Annotated in this window: 15 protein-coding genes; 3 read left to right on the top strand and 12 right to left on the bottom strand. The window is 67.7% G+C overall.

Translation table 11 applies throughout. The features are described 5' to 3' along the window. Nucleotide 1: 1 nt before the first annotated feature. The 6 genes from AKI39_RS24985 to AKI39_RS20810 form a co-directional block, all read right to left on the bottom strand. A complete protein-coding gene (locus AKI39_RS24985; protein ID WP_076879725.1) occupies nt 2–286 on the bottom strand; it encodes a BrnA antitoxin family protein in 285 nt (94 codons plus the stop codon). Beyond that, complete coding sequence (locus tag AKI39_RS20830) at nt 270–590, bottom strand: transcriptional regulator (RefSeq protein WP_066640470.1); 321 nt, start codon at nt 588–590, stop codon at nt 270–272. Before AKI39_RS20830 ends, AKI39_RS24985 begins: the two co-directional genes overlap by 17 nt. Nucleotides 591–767: 177 nt before the next feature. Beyond that, nucleotides 768–1,427, bottom strand: a complete 660-nt coding sequence (locus AKI39_RS20825; protein ID WP_066640455.1) for an HD domain-containing protein — start codon at nt 1,425–1,427, stop codon at nt 768–770. Between the two features lie 9 nt (nt 1,428–1,436). Further along, complete coding sequence (locus AKI39_RS20820) at nt 1,437–3,200, bottom strand: gamma-glutamyltransferase family protein (protein ID WP_066640453.1); 1,764 nt, start codon at nt 3,198–3,200, stop codon at nt 1,437–1,439. Between the two features lie 159 nt (nt 3,201–3,359). Beyond that, entirely contained in the window at nt 3,360–4,376 is a 1,017-nt protein-coding gene (locus AKI39_RS20815; protein WP_066640451.1) for a Bug family tripartite tricarboxylate transporter substrate binding protein, read from the bottom strand. 43 nt (nt 4,377–4,419) lie between these two features. Continuing rightward, entirely contained in the window at nt 4,420–5,706 is a 1,287-nt protein-coding gene (locus AKI39_RS20810; protein ID WP_066640449.1) for an NAD(P)/FAD-dependent oxidoreductase, read from the bottom strand. Nucleotides 5,707–5,967: 261 nt separating this feature from the next. Between AKI39_RS20810 and AKI39_RS20800 the strand changes: the two genes are divergently transcribed. Then, complete coding sequence (locus AKI39_RS20800; protein ID WP_066640445.1) at nt 5,968–6,732, top strand: IclR family transcriptional regulator; 765 nt, start codon at nt 5,968–5,970, stop codon at nt 6,730–6,732. A gap of 3 nt (nt 6,733–6,735) precedes the next feature. On the opposite strand, the gene sorU is transcribed toward AKI39_RS20800, so the two are convergent. The 4 genes from sorU to AKI39_RS20780 all read right to left on the bottom strand — a co-directional run bounded on the left by sorU (nt 6,736) and on the right by AKI39_RS20780 (nt 10,807). After that, complete coding sequence (gene sorU, locus AKI39_RS20795; RefSeq protein ID WP_443102479.1) at nt 6,736–7,077, bottom strand: SorU family sulfite dehydrogenase c-type cytochrome subunit; 342 nt, start codon at nt 7,075–7,077, stop codon at nt 6,736–6,738. Further along, on the bottom strand, nt 7,074–8,336 hold the full coding sequence (gene sorT / locus AKI39_RS20790) for a SorT family sulfite dehydrogenase catalytic subunit (RefSeq protein WP_066640442.1): 1,263 nt from the start codon (nt 8,334–8,336) through the stop codon (nt 7,074–7,076). Before sorT ends, sorU begins: the two co-directional genes overlap by 4 nt. A gap of 200 nt (nt 8,337–8,536) precedes the next feature. Then, the gene (locus tag AKI39_RS20785) at nt 8,537–9,733 is read right to left on the bottom strand and encodes a hypothetical protein (RefSeq protein ID WP_066640440.1); all 1,197 of its coding nucleotides are present in this window, start codon (nt 9,731–9,733) and stop codon (nt 8,537–8,539) included. Nucleotides 9,734–9,859: 126 nt separating this feature from the next. Next, on the bottom strand, nt 9,860–10,807 hold the full coding sequence (locus AKI39_RS20780) for a threonine/serine dehydratase (protein ID WP_235610853.1): 948 nt from the start codon (nt 10,805–10,807) through the stop codon (nt 9,860–9,862). Between the two features lie 96 nt (nt 10,808–10,903). Between AKI39_RS20780 and AKI39_RS20775 the strand changes: the two genes are divergently transcribed. Next, entirely contained in the window at nt 10,904–11,551 is a 648-nt protein-coding gene (locus AKI39_RS20775) for a helix-turn-helix transcriptional regulator (protein WP_066640435.1), read from the top strand. 19 nt (nt 11,552–11,570) lie between these two features. Here AKI39_RS20775 and AKI39_RS20770 read toward each other — a convergent pair whose 3' ends face one another. After that, nucleotides 11,571–12,968 (bottom strand): M20 family metallopeptidase, encoded by a 1,398-nt coding sequence (locus AKI39_RS20770; RefSeq protein WP_066640432.1) that lies wholly within the window; start codon nt 12,966–12,968, stop codon nt 11,571–11,573. Nucleotides 12,969–13,148: 180 nt separating this feature from the next. After that, nucleotides 13,149–13,502 carry a DUF1428 domain-containing protein gene (locus tag AKI39_RS20765; protein ID WP_066640429.1) on the bottom strand — a complete coding sequence of 118 codons (354 nt, stop codon included), beginning with the start codon at nt 13,500–13,502 and terminating at the stop codon, nt 13,149–13,151. 257 nt (nt 13,503–13,759) lie between these two features. Here AKI39_RS20765 and AKI39_RS20760 point away from each other — a divergent pair, with 257 nt between their 5' ends. Beyond that, on the top strand, nt 13,760–15,013 hold the full coding sequence (locus AKI39_RS20760; protein ID WP_066640427.1) for a hypothetical protein: 1,254 nt from the start codon (nt 13,760–13,762) through the stop codon (nt 15,011–15,013). The last annotated feature ends 35 nt before the right edge of the window (nt 15,014–15,048 follow it).

Here is a 15,048-nt window from a genome sequence, read left to right as displayed (position 1 = left end):
ATCAGCCGGGTTGATGCGTCCTGAGCCATTCTTTCAGGGCATCGTTCATACGAGTCTGCCACCCACGACCAGTAGCCTTGAAGGCTTTGATTACCTCTTCATCGAAGCGTATGGTCGTCGCGGTTTTGCGTACTTCGGCAGTGCTCCCGACTGGCCTGCCACGCCGGCGAGCCGCTATCTGTTCGGGAGTATGAACGCGGGCGTACTGGCCGTTGGCGCCTTGTTGCGCGCTGCGTAGCAGCGCTGCTTCAAACTCGGCTATTTCAGGATCAGTCTTTTTGGACATCGAAGCTCTCCTTCAATTTCGCTAGGACCGATGTGGAGATGTTGTCAAACTTCGCCTTCGCGTAGACGATAAGCAATATAACTTCGTCGCTGGAGAGCCTGAGGTAATAGATGACTCTGGCCCCGCCGCGTTTCCCCATCCCGCCGCGACACCATCGCACCTTTCGACATCCACCCGAGCCGGGGATTACATCGCCCGCCTCTGGATTTGCGGCGATCCAATCGATGAATTCTTCACGTTCGGACTGCGTCCAGACTTTCGCGGCCCATGCCACGAATTCGGCGGTCTCCACCACGGTCAACATAATTAATTGTAATAACAAAAAAATGGAAGATCAATAGCGCGCCATAGAAGGGTGCGCAAACATCCAGGGGATGTGTCTGTTGCGTTGGTTCAGTTCCTTGCCGTCAATGGCCTGCGCGCATGGAGGCGGGAAACCGAAGACCTCGGCCGCTGATAGCGTCCGCTGGACTGCCTACCATTACGCGTCTTCGATGCCCAGCCATTCGGCGACGAACTCGTCCCGGAAGCGGCGCAGCCGGGCGGCGCGCGCCTGCGCGATGCGGCGCGCGGCGGTGGTGTGCAGCGTGGCGGGCAGCCGCAGCAGCTTGATTTCGATGTGATCCAGCGCATAGTGCGCGTCGTCCGGCGTGCGTCCGCGCGCCAGGGGATCGGTCCCGTGGGCGAGCGCGCGGCCGAGCTGGCCGCCGACGTGGAACATGCGGGCCAGCCCGACAGCGCCCAGGGCATCGAGGCGATCGGCATCCTGCACGATGCGCGCTTCCATCGTGCGCGGCGGGATGCCGGCGGAGAAACTGTGCGCCGCGATGGCATGGGCCACGTCCGCCAGTTTGTCCGCCGGAAACCCCGTCCCAGCCAGCACGCGTGTTGCCTTTTCCGCGGCCCATGTCGACGCCCGGGCGCGGTCCGGATGGTTCTTGGGCAGGTTGACCAGATCGTGCAGGAAGCAGGCGGCCAGCACGACCAGCGCATCGGCGTCGGGATGATCGTCCAGGATGCGCCGCGCGACGGCCCAGACGCGCTCCAGGTGGTTCAGGTCGTGCGCGCCGTCATCCGCCGACGCGGGCGCGGCGATGGCGGCAAGGCGCGGTTTCCAGTACGAGACGAGGTCTTCTTCCATCCACCGAAGTTACCACCCGGCCGCGTAGGCCGGGCGCCGCGGATCCGCGCCCCCCCAGCGGATGCCGGTTTGCAGGTCGTGCCGTACCGCGCACATCGCGCCGGCGCGCCAGTTGCGATCGTGCCACCACTTTACGGAGTGCCCCATGGCGGCCAGCGCGTCGCCCACTTCCCTGGGGATCAGGTCTTCGATCATCAGCCGGCCCGGCACGGCGGTGTGCGGCTCGAAGGAGGAGGGGAAGCTGAAGCTGGCGAAGCGCGGGGCTTCGATGGCCTGCTGCAGCTCCATGCCGAAGACCTCGATGTTCAGGAAGGTTTGCAGCATGGCCTGGCACTGCACGTCGCCGCCGGGCGTGCCGAAGGGCATGACATGGCCGCACGGGCGTATCGCCATCGAGGGATTCGGCGTCAGGCGCGGGCGGCGGCCCGGGCCCACCGCGCAGGGGTGGCCGGCCTCGGCCCAGGACTGGCTGCCCCGCCCGGAAGCGATCAGGCCCGTGCCGGGTATCACCGGAGAGTTGTACGAGCCGTCGCTGGGCGTCGCGGAGAAGGCGTTGCCATGCTTGTCGACCACCGCGACGTAGGAAGTGTCCAGGCGGGGATCCGTGCGGGCGGTATCGCCGGGACCTGCTTCGCGCAGTTCGATGTCGCGCGCCGCCGGCAGCCGTCCCGCGGGCGGCATGTCCGGGCCGGCGCGGTCGGGATCGATCATGGCCAGGCGCTGGCGGGCGTACTCCTTGGACAGCAGCGCCTGCTGCGGCACGTTCGCGTGGCGCGGATCGGCGTAATGCGCTTCGCGGTCGGAGAAGGCCAGCTTGATGGTTTCGGTCAATAGATGGACGTAGGGCGCGGAATTGTGGCCCAGGGACTTCAGGTCGCGTGATTCCAGGATGTTCAGCATCTGCAGCAGCGAGGGCCCCTGGCACCAGAAGCCGCAGCTGTGTACGCGCGTGCCATGGAAGTCCGTGGCCAGGGCGGGATCCACTTCCACCGAGAAATCGCGCAGGTCCTCGCGCGTGACGAGGCCACCTTCTTCCTTGTGGTACTTGACGATCGCGGCCGCGATGTCGCCCTCGTAGAAGGCGCGCCGCGCCGCGGCCAGGCCGGCGAGACGGCCCTGGCCCAGGTGCGCGCGCTCTTCGTCCGCCAGATACTGCAGGCTGCGCGCCAGGTCCGTCTGGCGGAAGACCGCGCCGGCCGGCGGCGGCTTGCCGCCGGGCAGGTAGACCGCCGCGCTGGAGGGCCAGCGGGCGTAGTTGGCGGCGTTGTCGGCCAGCACTTCCGCCATCAGCGAATACATGACGAAGCCCTCACGCGCCAGGCGGATCGCGCCCGCCGCGACCTCGCCGAAGCTCATCGTGCCGAAGCGCTCCAGCGCCGAGATCCAAGCATCCGGCGCCGCGGGGATCACGGTGCGCAGCACGCCGGCCGGGATGGTGCCGTTGTGCTTGTGCAGGAAGTCGTCCAGCCGCGTGGCCTTGGGCCAGTAGCCCAGCCCGGAGATGCTCCAGACCCGGCCGGTCTTGGCGTGATAGACCAGGATGGGCGCGACGCCGCCGAAATTGACGATGTCGCTCTGCACCACGCCAAGCGCGATGCCGGCCGCGACACCGGCGTCGACGGCATTGCCGCCTGCCTGCAGCACGTCCACGCCGGCCTGGGTGGCCAGGTAATGTCCCGCGGAGATCATATGGTTCAAGCCGGCCAGCGTCGGGCGCATGGACAACGGCGCGCTGCCCGCGGTCAGGTCTGGGGCGTAGGGAGTGGTGGCCATGCTGGTTTCCTTGGGCAGGCGCGGCGCGGCCTCAGGCCGCGTCGCGATGTTGAATCGGGTGGTCGTAAGGCCGTACGTACGGGGGGCGGTCGCTCGCGGTAGGGGGAACACCGGCCGCAACGCCCGCGGGGCGACCGGTATGGCGTGCAAGGGTGCCGGTCACTGCGGCCGGATGCCGAGCTTGTCGGTGACCGTTTTCCATTTCGTGTATTCGGCCTGGATGAAATCCTTGAATTCCGCCGGCGTACTGCCCTGGATGATGACATCGCGCGCTTCCATGGCGCGGCGCACGTCCTCGCCGGACAGTGCCTGTTTCGTGGCCTTGTACAGCGCCTCGACGATGGCCGACGGCGTGCCCTTGGGCAACAGCAGGCCGTACCAGGATCCCCCCACCAGGTCGGGGTAGCCGGCTTCGACGGTGGTGGGAATGTCGGGCGCGCGGTCCAGCCGCTTCTGGCTGAAGATCGCGATCGCCTTCAGCTTGCCCGCATGAATCAGCGGCAGCGTGGTGCCCGGGGTGTCCAGCGTGTACTGCACCTGGCCGGCGATCAGGTCGTTGATCAGCGCGGAACTGCCCTTGTACGGCACGTGGACGGTCTTGATGTTGGCATCCTGGTTCAGCAGTTCGGCGAAGAAATAGTCCGCCGTGCTGATGCCGGGCGATGCGTAGTTCACCTGGCCGGGATGGGCGCGCGCATAGTCCACCAGCTCGGGCAGCGTATTGGGCGGGAAGGCCGGATTGGCCACCAGGATGAAGGGGCCGCCACCGATCAGCGTGACAGGGACCAGGTCCTTCAGGGGGTCGTAGGCCAGCCCCTTTATCGTCAGCGGCGCGCCGGTCAACGGCGATCCCGTCGCGAACAGGACGGTATATCCGTCGGGCTCGGCCCGCGCGACCTGCTGCGCCGCGATGGTGCTGCTGGCGCCCGCGCGGTTTTCGATGACGACGGACTGGTGCAGCACCTTGGTCAATTGCTGGGCCAGCACGCGCGCAACCGTGTCGGTGCCGCCGCCGGGCGGGTAGCCGACAAGCAGGCGCACGGGGCGGTCAGGCCACTCCGCGGCCTGGGCGGACTGGGCGGGCGCCATGCCGGATAGCGCCACCACGCCGGCCGCCAGCAGCGCGCGCAGGGACCGCTCCTTCGAACGCAGGCAACGGAATACGGAAACAGTCATCGAGGTACCCCTTGAACGCCGATGGTGGGCAAGCATGCGCCTTTCACTCCGTGTACCGGCCGAACCGGAAAGGCTTCAGGTCGACCGAGGACGCATGGCCCTGGATCAGCCGCGCCATGGCCTCGCCGGCCGCGGGGCCGATGCCGAATCCGTGCCCGGAAAAGCCCGAGGCCAGATACAAGCCGGGCAGCCCCGGCACGGCATCCATCACGGGCATGGCATCGGGCGTGACATCGATATAGCCGGCCCAGGACTGCGCGATCTTCGCGTTCCGGAACACGGGGAAGGCATCCGACAGGCGCTGCCAGGCCTGCTCGACGCCGCGGCGCGACGGCAGCGGGTCCAGCACGCGGTGCCGCTCGAAAGGCGAGACGCGGTCCGCCGCGAAATGCCGGGGCATGGCGAGCTCCTGGAAGAAGCGCTTGCCGAAGCGCAGCCGCACGAGGGTGTTGTTGGCCAGCCAGGGGCGGATGAAATGGGGCAGCAGGCGGAAGCTGTCCGGCACCAGGTCCGCCATGGAGGCGCCGAACTGCGAGACGGTATAGCCGCCATCGGCGCGCTTGCGGCAGGTGAAGTCCTTGCCATTGATGGCCGTCGTCAGGCCGGCGTCGAAGGGCAGGGTGCGCATCACCGATCCGCGCACCTTCAGCTGGGGGAAATCCGCGCCCAGGTTGCCGCAGAACAGGCGCGACCAGGCGCCGGCGGCGACCAGAACGGCCTGCGTTGCCACACGGCCGCGTTCGGTGATCACGGCCGATACCCGGCCGGCGGCGCGCTCGACGCCGCGCACGGCACAGCGTTCCAGGATGAGGGCGCCTGCCTCGCGCGCCAGGGACGCGATGCCCTGCACGGCGAACTGCGGTTCGGCCACGCCGTCGGTGGGACTGTACATCGCGCCCGTCCAGGGGCGGTTGGAGTCCGGCACGAGGGCCAGCGCGGCGCGGCGATCGAGTTGGCGCGCGTCTATCCCGTAGACCCTGGCGTTGTCGATCCACGCCTGGTGGCCGGCGGCGTCCGCGTCGTTTTCCTGCAGATACAGCATGCCCGTGCGGCGGAAACCGACGTCCACCCGCGCCTGGATGTCGCCCCATAACTGGTTGGCGCGCAGGGCCAGCGGGACTTCAGGCAGATCGCGGGTCAGTGTTCTTACCCAGCCCCAGTTGCGTGACGATTGTTCGCAGGCGAGCGACGCTTTCTCGAAGAGGACGACGCGCACGCCGGCCTGGGCCAGTGCATACGCGGTGCTGACACCGATCACGCCGCCGCCGATGATGGCGACGTCGACGGAGGAAGGCAGTGGCGCGGCGGCGTCCGCGGATGGCGCCGTCATGGGCGGGGATGCGGCGGCCGATAGCGGTGGGGACGGCGTGGTGTCGGAAAGCGCGGTTTGGGGGAGCGCTTCTGTCCAGGCCGCGGTGGCCGGCATGGAAGCGCGACGGGATTGCATCTGGGTGGAATCCAACACTTGCCTCTTGGCGCTGTCGCGCGAGTTATCGCTGTGCGATAATTGAATCCGTATAGCGATACTTATAACGCGCGCTCCGGCGCGCAACAACGTAAGGGTTTCCCTACCCTGCCGTACGGAGACACCATGCCCGAAGCATCCGCCCTGTTGATCCAGTCCCTGGAAAAGGGGCTGGCGGTGCTGGAATCCTTCCGGTCCCATGCGTCCATGAGCCTGCAGGAGATCGCCCGGGAGAACGGCATCACCATGGGGTCGGCCCAGCGCGTCGCCTACACGCTGGAGCAGACGGGATACCTGTTCAGGGATCCGCGCAGCAAGCGCTACAGCACGACGGTGAAGGCGGTGGGGCTGGGATACAGCTATCTATACCGCCAGCCCTTGTTCCAGCAAGCGCATGCGGTCATGCACCAGCTGAACCAGGAGTGCGGGGAAATCGTCAATCTGTCCGTGCCGGACGACCGGGACAACATGGTCTTCGTCATGCGCGTGGCGCCGGCCAGGCACATTCCCGTCTATATGCCGGCGGGCACCCGCATCCCCTGCATCGCATCGGCGTCGGGCCGCGCCCTGTGGGCGCATCTGCCGCCATCCGACCTGGACAAAAAACTGCGGTCCATCGCGCGCGTCAAGCACACGCCGCGCACCACGACGGACGTGGCGGCGCTGCGCAAGATCATCGACGAGGCGCGGCGCGATCACTACGCGTATGCGGATGAAGAGTTCTACCCGGGCGATGTCAACGTCGCGGCCAGCGTGCTGGACGACGCAGGCGTCGCGGTGGCGGCGGTGAATATCTCCGTGCCCAAGCCGCAATGGTCCTTGGCGCGCGCCCGGGCGGAATTGGGCCCGTTGGTGATGCGCGCGGCGCGGGCGATCGGCAAGGCGCCGTAAGCCTCAATGCCCGCCGGCAGCCTGCGAGACATAAGCCGAAAGCGCCTTGATGTCCTCTTCGGGCAGCGTGCCGTAGGCGGGCATCACGCCCATTCCCTTGCGCAATACCGCTTCGACGCGCGCGGCGTCCGGCTTGAGCTCGTCCAGGGAAGGGCCCACCGCGCCGGTTGCGCCGGCGTCCTGCAGCGTGTGGCAGACCGCGCAGGCGGGCGTGGCGCCGCCCGTGAAGAGCATGCGCCCGCGTTCCTTCAAGGCGGCATCCGTGTCGGCCGCATGCGCGGCTGCCATCGGAATGGCTACCAGCAGCGCCGCGCCGGCGCGTGCGGCCATCGCGTGAGCGTTCACGCCATCACCTTGATCGTCAGGGCATGATCGCGCCAGCTGCTGTTCAGGTAGCCCGCTTCATTGTCGTTGCGGTGTTCCGGCTGGACGTTTCCTCGCACATCCGTCGCCCGGCTGACGAATAGGTAGTCGCCGGGCTTCAGGTCCACGGGCAGGGCGAACTGGCGCCAGGCATACTTGCCCAGGTCCGGGCCGACGAAGGACGCCTGCTTCCAGGTCTTGCCGCCGTCGATGGAGATGTCCACGGATTTCACGGCATCCATTCCGCCAAAGGCGACGCCGCGGATGACATACGGTCCGGGCCGCAGGGTGCCTTCGCTTTCGAATCCGTTGATCCACGACTTGACGTCCATCTGCCAGACCGCGGGCTGCTGGGGGGTTTCCTTCGCGCCGACGGGCGCCAGCCGATAGCGCACGTTCTGTATCGCGGCCTGGGTCTGCTCCGGGGTGAAGGCCAGGCGCTTGATGTATTTCACATTGTTCACGCCCGAATAGCCCGGCACGATGAGGCGCAGCGGGCCGCCATGCGCCAGCGAGATGGGCTCGCCGTTCATCTCCCACGCCAGCAGCGCATCCTGCATCGCTTCCAGCGGCACCGAGCGTTCCACGACGACGATGTTGGCGTCGATGCCGGCGGGGAGGGTTTCTCCTCCGCGCCCGGTCATGTAATGCGCGCCATCCGCCAGGCCGCCCAGCGCTTGCACCAGTTGGCTCACAGGCAGCCCGGTCCACACGACGCAGCCGGCGGCGCCTACGTTCCAGGGTGTGCCGCTGGGCTTGTGGGGAAAGAACTTGCGGCCGTTCCCACTGCACTGCAGGACCATCGCGAGCGTGGCCAGGCCCATGGTTTTCAGTTCACCGACCGTGATCTCGCGCGGGGCTTTCACGCCTTCGACGCTGACTTTCCATGCATCGCGATCCTTCACGATGGAGGCGTCGGGGGGCGCGACGTTGTTGCGGATGTAAAGCTGGTTCGCGGGCGTGATCACCCCGTCGCCGAAAGCGGTACGGCGGGTTTCTATGGTGTTGCTGCTATGGACGATCAGCGCATCGGCGTCCTTCCAGGCCACGTAGGCCGGCAGCGGCCTGGCCGCGGGAGCGGCGGCGGCCGCGGGCGCCCCCGGGGTGCCCGCCGCTGGTGCGGCAGGGCTTTGCGCGTGCGCCGTCCGCGTCGTATTGGCCAGCCCCAGGGTGGCGAGGGCGCCCGCGCCGCCGGCGAGCAGACGCCGCCTTCCCGCACTGTGCAACGATGAACCGTTCATGTCCTGTCTCCCGTTGCGCCTTCGCGAAGGCCGCGCGCGGCGCACTGTTTATCGCCGGCCGCTTTCGAAGCGAAGCGTCGCCGTGGTCCCGATGGACACGGTCATTGTGGACAGGCCACGGCCAACTGCATAGAGGTCGTAGGGCCAATGAATGGAGGGCTCATCCATTCGCAGGCATGCAAAGGATGAGAACGGGGGCGCTACGACCCGCCTTCGTAGTCCGGCAAGGCGTCCCCGGGCCGTGGCGCCCCGGTGTCGACATACGGTCCGGGACCGGCCGGCGCGCCCGGATCCTGCAGGGCGAAGACGCAGTCGAAATATTTCTCGGCCTCCGGCCACGAGGCCTTTTCGCGGTACAGGGCAAGGAAGGCACTGGTGACGTCCACGACGTTGGGGCGCGTCTGCAGCGTCTGCGCCGCCAGCGCGCCGAAGGTATCTTCGCGATTGTGCAGCCTCTCGTCCTGCAGGGCGTAACTGTAGAACCGGGCGATCTTTCCCGGCTGGGCGAAGCGCGGAATGGCCGCGCATGCCGCGCCGGTTTCGAGCGCGCGTTCGGTGTGCGCGTGGGAGAAACTGTCCTGCACCATGTGCAACAGCACACCCAGCGCGACCTCGTCGAGCCTGGCGCGAACCTCCACGATACCCGTGGCGAACAGGTTGGTGGCCGTCATGTCGCCGGGGAAATAAGCCCCCAGCCCATTTGCGTCCACCGTCCGCAGGTAGCGGTCCACCGGTATCCGCTGCGTGGCGACGCCCCACAGGAATTGCGCCCACATGCGCATATGGGCCACGGTATCGCGCGCCGGCTCGCCGTCATAACTCCCCATCGCGTGGAAGAACGCGAGGTCGCCGAAGTGCGAGCGGTAGAGCAGATAATCGCCGGGACCGAAGGCCGCCTGTCCCGGTTGTTGCCGGGCGCGCTGGGCGGCGGTGCGCTCGGCGTCGGCGAACATGCCTTGCCAACACTTCGGTTGGGCCGTGGAACGCAGCGTCACGTCGGGATCGCAGCCGGCGATCCTGGGCGGGGCCGTCCGGCTGAGCGCGAATGGCGGGTCGTCCGGCCAGCGCACGCCATACAGCAGGATCTGGTGCAGGCGTACCTCGTCCACCGTGACGCACGATGCTTCCGCGCCAGCCGGGGCATGGCAGTCCAGCGCGTCCAGGGTGATGGCTTCGTGCACCGGGCTCTTGATCAAGGGTACGGCGTTGACGATCACCCATTGGCCGATGCTGTCGACGATGCGGTGGCCGCCCACGCCGGCCAGTTTGCGATCGACGTCGCTGATGCGCGGCAGTACCTGGAATGCCGCGGCCTTGGGCACCAGCAAGGCCGGCAGCAGGGCCAGTGCAAACGCCGCCAGCGTGCGCCGCGTTCCCGCGGTTCGGATACGACGCATTCTTCTTTTCGCCGCCATGCCCCCTCCGAGCTTGCGCCGGCCGCTTGACGGGCCGATGGGGCACGATCGTAAACGAAATGCCGGCCAAGGCAATAGCGTGAGCGCCGCGCCGGCGCGATGCCCCGGCTACCCCACGGCCTTGATGAACCGGTCCAGGCCGATATTCCTGCCGCATAGCACCACGGCCACCTTTTTGCCGCGCCATTCGTCCTGGCGCTGCATCAGCCCGGCCAGGGCGACCCCGGCCGCGCCTTCCACCATCCAGTGCTCGGCCGCCGCGACGGCGCGCATGGCGGCGGCGATTTCGGTTTCGGAGACGGTGACCCGGTCGTCGATGACCTGTTGGCAGATGGGGAAGGTGATGGAGCCCGGCTCCACGGCGCCCGCGGTGGCGTCGGACAGGGTGGGCTGCTCTTCGACGTCGATGATGCGTCCGGCTTCCAGCGCTCGCAGCATGCAGGGCGAATTTTGCGGCCAGACGCCGACGACCCGGGTGTGGGGCGACAGGCGCTTGATGGCGCTGCCCAGCCCGCTGACCAGCCCGCCGCCGCCCACGCAGACGAAGACCGCGTCCAGCGCCCCAGCCTGTTCGGCGATTTCGACGCCTATGGTCCCCTGGCCGGCGACGATGTCGGGATCGTTGTACGGCGAGATATAGGGCACGCCATGTTCGGCGCCGTAGCGCCGCGCCTGCAATTCGCCCTCGATGGGCGGCGCATCCAGGATGACCAGGCTCGCGCCCAGGCGCCGGATGGCGTCCAGCTTGGACTGCACCGCCGAGCCGGGCACGTAGACCGTCACCGGCACGCCGGCGCGGGCGCCGGCCCAGGCCACCGCCATGCCGTGGTTGCCGGTGGAGGCAGTCACCACGCCGGTCTTGCGGGCCGCTTCGCCCAGCACGCGGATCTTGTTGGCCGCGCCGCGCACCTTGAAGGCGCCGATAGGCAAGAGGTGATCGCACTTCAGCCAGACATCGCAGCCCAGCGCCTGCGAGAGCGGTCCGCTGCGCTCCAGCGGCGAGACGGGAACGTGCGGGCGGATGGCGGCATGGGCGGCCATGATGGCGGCGAACATATCGTTCACGGGGACTCCTGCGCGGCGGGCGGCGGTGGTGAGGTCGCGTTATATTAGACGATAAAATCCAATCTGGAATTATTGTCAGGAGCGCGCATGGCGGCGTCGGGAAAGGGATCTACATCCACGCGGCGGCTGCGGCCGTACTACGCCGTGGCGGACGCGCTGGCCGCGCTGTTCAGTCCTTTCGTGGAAGCGGTGGTGCACGATATCCGGACCGACCGCGTCGTCCACGTGGCGCATCCGTTTTCACCGCGCGAGGTGGGCGATCCGTCGGATTTGCAGGACGTGGATTTCGCGCCCGATGCGTCGGTGATCGGTCCGTACGAAAAGATCAATTGGGACGGACGCCGCATCAAGTCGGTCACCGCGGTGTTGCGCGACGATGGGGACAGGCCGATCGGGCTGCTGTGCGTGAATGCCGACGTGACGGAATTCGATATGGTGCGCCGCATGCTGGATGGATTCCTGCAGACCGGCGACCGCGGCCCCCGGCCGGACGATCTGTTTCGCAACGATTGGCACGAGCGCATCAACCGCTACGTCGCCGCGTGGGCGGCCGAGCGCGGCACCACCCTGACGCGGCTGGACCGCGAGCAGCGCCGCGGTTTGATCGAAGACCTGCATCGGACCGGCGCGTTCGAGGGCAAGCGGGCAGCGGCCTATGTGGCCGGCGTGCTGGGCATCAGCCGCGCCACCGTGTACGCGGAACTCGCGCGGCTGAAGGCGGCGCAGCCTGTGTAGCGTCCCGCGGCCTGGCGTATTACCCGCGCCGCACGGCCAGTACCTGCCCGGATCCGAGATCCCAGTACAAGCCCGCCATCAGCGTCAATCCTTCGCGCAACAGCTCGGGCGGCAGATGTTCGTTGGGCGCGTGCTGCGAGCACGATGGGTAGGAGTGCGGCACCCAGATAGTCCGCAGGCCCAGGACTTCCGTGAAGATGTCGTTGGGCAGCGAGCCGCCCAGGTTGGGCAGGATGGCGGGCTTTTTGCCGCTGGTGGTTTCCAGCGATGCCACGGCCCATTGCACCCAGGGATCGTCGGGATCCAGGCGCGTCGCCTTGAACATGGTTTCGCGCGTCAGCGTCAGCTGGACCATGGGGAAGCCATGCCGGTCCAGGTGCCGCCGCAGCGCGGGCAGTAGATCGTCGGTATCGACCCCGACCACGAAGCGCAGCTGGCAGCGCGCCCAGGCGCGCGGCGGGATGGCGTTGACCGGCGTCTCGGGGTTGCCGGTCTTGAAGGCCAGCACTTCGAAAGAACACCACCCGTAGACCTGTTCGGCCGGCGTCAGCCCCGGTTCGCCCCAATCCGGATCGATGCGCGGACCGTCGGCGCCGCCGTCCACTTCGCAATCGGCCAACACCCGCCGCACGGACGCGGGCAGTTCCTTGGGCACCCATGCGGGGATGCGGATCTGGCCGGTGGGCGACACGATGCTGGCGATCGCATGCGCCAGCTGGATGCCGGGGTTGGAGAGCAGGCCGCCCCAGTTTCCGGAATGATGCCCGCCTTCGCGCGCCTCGATGGTCATGTCGAAATTCAGGCCGCCGCGCGCACCCAGGAAGACGGTGGGGCGCTCCGCGCGCAGCCGCGGGCCGTCGGAGGCGATCAGCAGATCGGCGGCGAAGAGCTCGCGGTTGGCCTCGCACACCTCGCGCAGTCCCGGCGAACCGGTTTCCTCACCCATCTCGACCAGGTACTTGGCATTGAAGCCCAGCTTGCCCCGTGTCTCCAGCACGCTGCGCAGGGCCTCCATATTGACGGTGTGCTGGCCCTTGTTATCGGCGATGCCGCGGCCGTACCAGCGGCCCTGCGATTCGGTCAGCGCCCAGGGCGACAGGCCTTCGCGCCATTCGGCGTCCAGGCCGCGGATGACGTCGCCATGGCCATAGCCAAGCACCGTGGGCAGCGCGGGATCCTCGATTCTTTCCGCATAGAGGAAGGGCGCGCGCGCCTTGGGATGCGTCAGCGTGCGGCAGGCAAAGCCCATGGATTCGAAAGCGGGCTGCAGCTCGGCGCGCAGATAGGCCGCCAGGTCGGCGGCCCGGTCCGGGTTCTGGCTTTCGGTCGGCATGGCGATACGGCGGGCCAGCCGGTCGCGGAATCCGCCGGAGGTGAAATACGCATCGGCATGGGCGATCGCTGCGGCACGGGTCATGGGCGTCCCCTGGTGTCCTGGGAAAGTGCCTGTATACCAGAGCCGCGCGCGGCGCGCGATAGACGTAAACCTGCATGCCGGACGCGGTACCGCCGCCCGCAAGGCAATCGCCCGCGGCAGGGGCCGGCGGCAAACCGCCGCCGGACATCCGCCCCAGGCGCCGGACAGGCAGGTCCGCCGTCAGACATCCAGGACGGTGGTGAAACCGCCGTAGATCATGCGTTGTCCGTCGAAAGGCATGGGGTTCTGGCCCGGGTGCAGGCGGGGGTCTTCCATGGCCGCCTTCATGCCTTGTTGTTCCGCTTCGCGGGATGGCCAGGTAATCCAGGCAAAGATGATGGCTTCGCCCTCCTTGCGCTTTACCGCCATCGGGAACGAGGTGACCTTGCCGTCGGGCACCTGGTCTTCCCAGCATTCCACCACGCTGAGCGCGCCGTTTTGCTTGAAGACCTCGGCGGCGATCCGCGCGTGCCTGATATAGGCCTCGCGGTTCTCGATGGGTACGGCGGCCACGAATCCGTCTACGTAAGTCATGAGCGATCCCTCCTGGTTGGGTAAGAGCCACCCGGCGCGGTCGCCGCAACCGGGGTGTCCCTGTGTACACGACGATCGGCGCGGCGGGAAATCGACAGGCAAGCAAAACCGGCGCGGAAATTTCCGGATGAGCAGCGATGCGGCCACATGCCGGCGGGCCGCAGGAACCGTTGCCCGCGAACGCGTACGTAAGCGCCTCGATAGTCGACAGGGCGCATGTCCACCGCGCCTTGCACCGCGAACCTTGGAGGCGCCTCATGAAACCCAATTCTGCCACCCCGCTCGGTACATCAGGTCTCTTCCCGGCACTGCCGCCGTCGCTCGCGGCCGCGCGTCCGGGCTTCTACTTCAAGCCCGGCACGGCACGGGTGGATCTTCCGCCCATCTGGTGCAACGTGCCGCAGGTGGCGCAACTGCTGGGGGTCAAACCGTCCGAGGAGAGGCGCGCGCTGGACGCGGGGCAGGGCACCGTGGTGCAAGGGGCGGCGGGTGCGTCGACGTCCGCGTCAACCGCGATGGCGGCGCCGGACACCAACATCAGCGTCGTGGACGCCTTTCGCGTCCTGTGCGCGGCGCAGCCGGGGGTCTTCCCGTATGTCGGCGTGGTTCCGCACCCGCTGCGCATGGGACGGACGCCGTATGTCGACTTGAATGGCGTGGCGCGCGCGCCGATCGGCAACATATCGGAAACGCAAACGGTGTGGGATACCAACCTGGTGCTCTCCGATGCCCAGGCGCGCGCCCTGCCGCGCGGCGGCGATTTCTCTTCCTTGCAGTATTTCGATGGATACACGCTCGATCTGGCGGGGACATCCAACCAGGGGCAGGCGGTGCTCGCCCTGCAGAAGTCGGACAAGGAAGCCCTGGCACGCTTCCTGTCCATCCTGGACGGCTCGCCCACGTTCCGCACGCTGGTCCAGCAGGCCGCCGACCGGGGCAACCTGCCTTTGTCGGGCGCGCCCGGGCGGTGGGTCGTCTCGCTGCGCTCGCCGCACATGGATCGCGATGGCATGGCGTTCTATCCGAGCCTGGGCGTGGACCGGAAAAGCCGCTCGATCAGCCTTCCGCTGCGCGACCCTCGGCCGGTGGGCAACGAGTTCTACCTGTTCAAGGCGGGCTTTCTGATGCCGATGACCCCGATGTGCCATTCCGTGCGTGCGATGGTGGCAGCCCTGACCGACGCGAACCGGCTCGACATCACGGCATGGCTGGGCGCCGACGGCCTGGTCCGGCCGGAACGCATCGCGGCGCTGGGCGCCGGCGAGCGAGGCGCCGTGGATGCGCTGTCCCAGCGTATCCTTACCGAACTGGGCTTGCCGTTCTATCGCTGGGTATCGCCCCTGCCTTTCATGGAAGGCATCGACGTCACGTCGCCTCGCGACGCCTCCCCGATCTGGCGGCCTACCGAGGCTGTCCGGCAGGCGTTCGAGGCGATCGGCGGCATCGAGGCGGTGGAGGAGTACGTCAAATGGCAGGATGACTACCTGCAGGGACAGTTTCCGATCAACTAGGATGAGAACCCTTGCCGCGTACGCGGCGTTCCCGG

Origin of the sequence: Bordetella sp. H567 (assembly GCF_001704295.1) — a bacterium.
In the GTDB taxonomy this organism is placed as follows: Bacteria; Pseudomonadota; Gammaproteobacteria; order Burkholderiales; family Burkholderiaceae_B; genus Bordetella_C.
The sequence above is the reverse complement of the archived record's forward strand: the minus strand, read 5'-3'. Positions and strand labels throughout refer to the sequence as shown.

What these genes read in the sequence shown, in the direction of transcription:
- AKI39_RS24985 (WP_076879725.1), bottom strand. Translation starts at nt 286, where the DNA reads ATGTCCAAAAAGACTGATCCTGAAATAGCCGAGTTTGAAGCAGCGCTG.
- AKI39_RS20830 (WP_066640470.1), bottom strand. Translation starts at nt 590, where the DNA reads ATGTTGACCGTGGTGGAGACCGCCGAATTCGTGGCATGGGCCGCGAAA.
- AKI39_RS20825 (WP_066640455.1), bottom strand. Translation starts at nt 1,427, where the DNA reads ATGGAAGAAGACCTCGTCTCGTACTGGAAACCGCGCCTTGCCGCCATC.
- AKI39_RS20820 (WP_066640453.1), bottom strand. Translation starts at nt 3,200, where the DNA reads ATGGCCACCACTCCCTACGCCCCAGACCTGACCGCGGGCAGCGCGCCG.
- AKI39_RS20815 (WP_066640451.1), bottom strand. Translation starts at nt 4,376, where the DNA reads ATGACTGTTTCCGTATTCCGTTGCCTGCGTTCGAAGGAGCGGTCCCTG.
- AKI39_RS20810 (WP_066640449.1), bottom strand. Translation starts at nt 5,706, where the DNA reads ATGACGGCGCCATCCGCGGACGCCGCCGCGCCACTGCCTTCCTCCGTC.
- AKI39_RS20800 (WP_066640445.1), top strand. Translation starts at nt 5,968, where the DNA reads ATGCCCGAAGCATCCGCCCTGTTGATCCAGTCCCTGGAAAAGGGGCTG.
- sorT (WP_066640442.1), bottom strand. Translation starts at nt 8,336, where the DNA reads ATGAACGGTTCATCGTTGCACAGTGCGGGAAGGCGGCGTCTGCTCGCC.
- AKI39_RS20785 (WP_066640440.1), bottom strand. Translation starts at nt 9,733, where the DNA reads ATGCGTCGTATCCGAACCGCGGGAACGCGGCGCACGCTGGCGGCGTTT.
- AKI39_RS20780 (WP_235610853.1), bottom strand. Translation starts at nt 10,807, where the DNA reads ATGTTCGCCGCCATCATGGCCGCCCATGCCGCCATCCGCCCGCACGTT.
- AKI39_RS20775 (WP_066640435.1), top strand. Translation starts at nt 10,904, where the DNA reads ATGGCGGCGTCGGGAAAGGGATCTACATCCACGCGGCGGCTGCGGCCG.
- AKI39_RS20770 (WP_066640432.1), bottom strand. Translation starts at nt 12,968, where the DNA reads ATGACCCGTGCCGCAGCGATCGCCCATGCCGATGCGTATTTCACCTCC.
- AKI39_RS20765 (WP_066640429.1), bottom strand. Translation starts at nt 13,502, where the DNA reads ATGACTTACGTAGACGGATTCGTGGCCGCCGTACCCATCGAGAACCGC.
- AKI39_RS20760 (WP_066640427.1), top strand. Translation starts at nt 13,760, where the DNA reads ATGAAACCCAATTCTGCCACCCCGCTCGGTACATCAGGTCTCTTCCCG.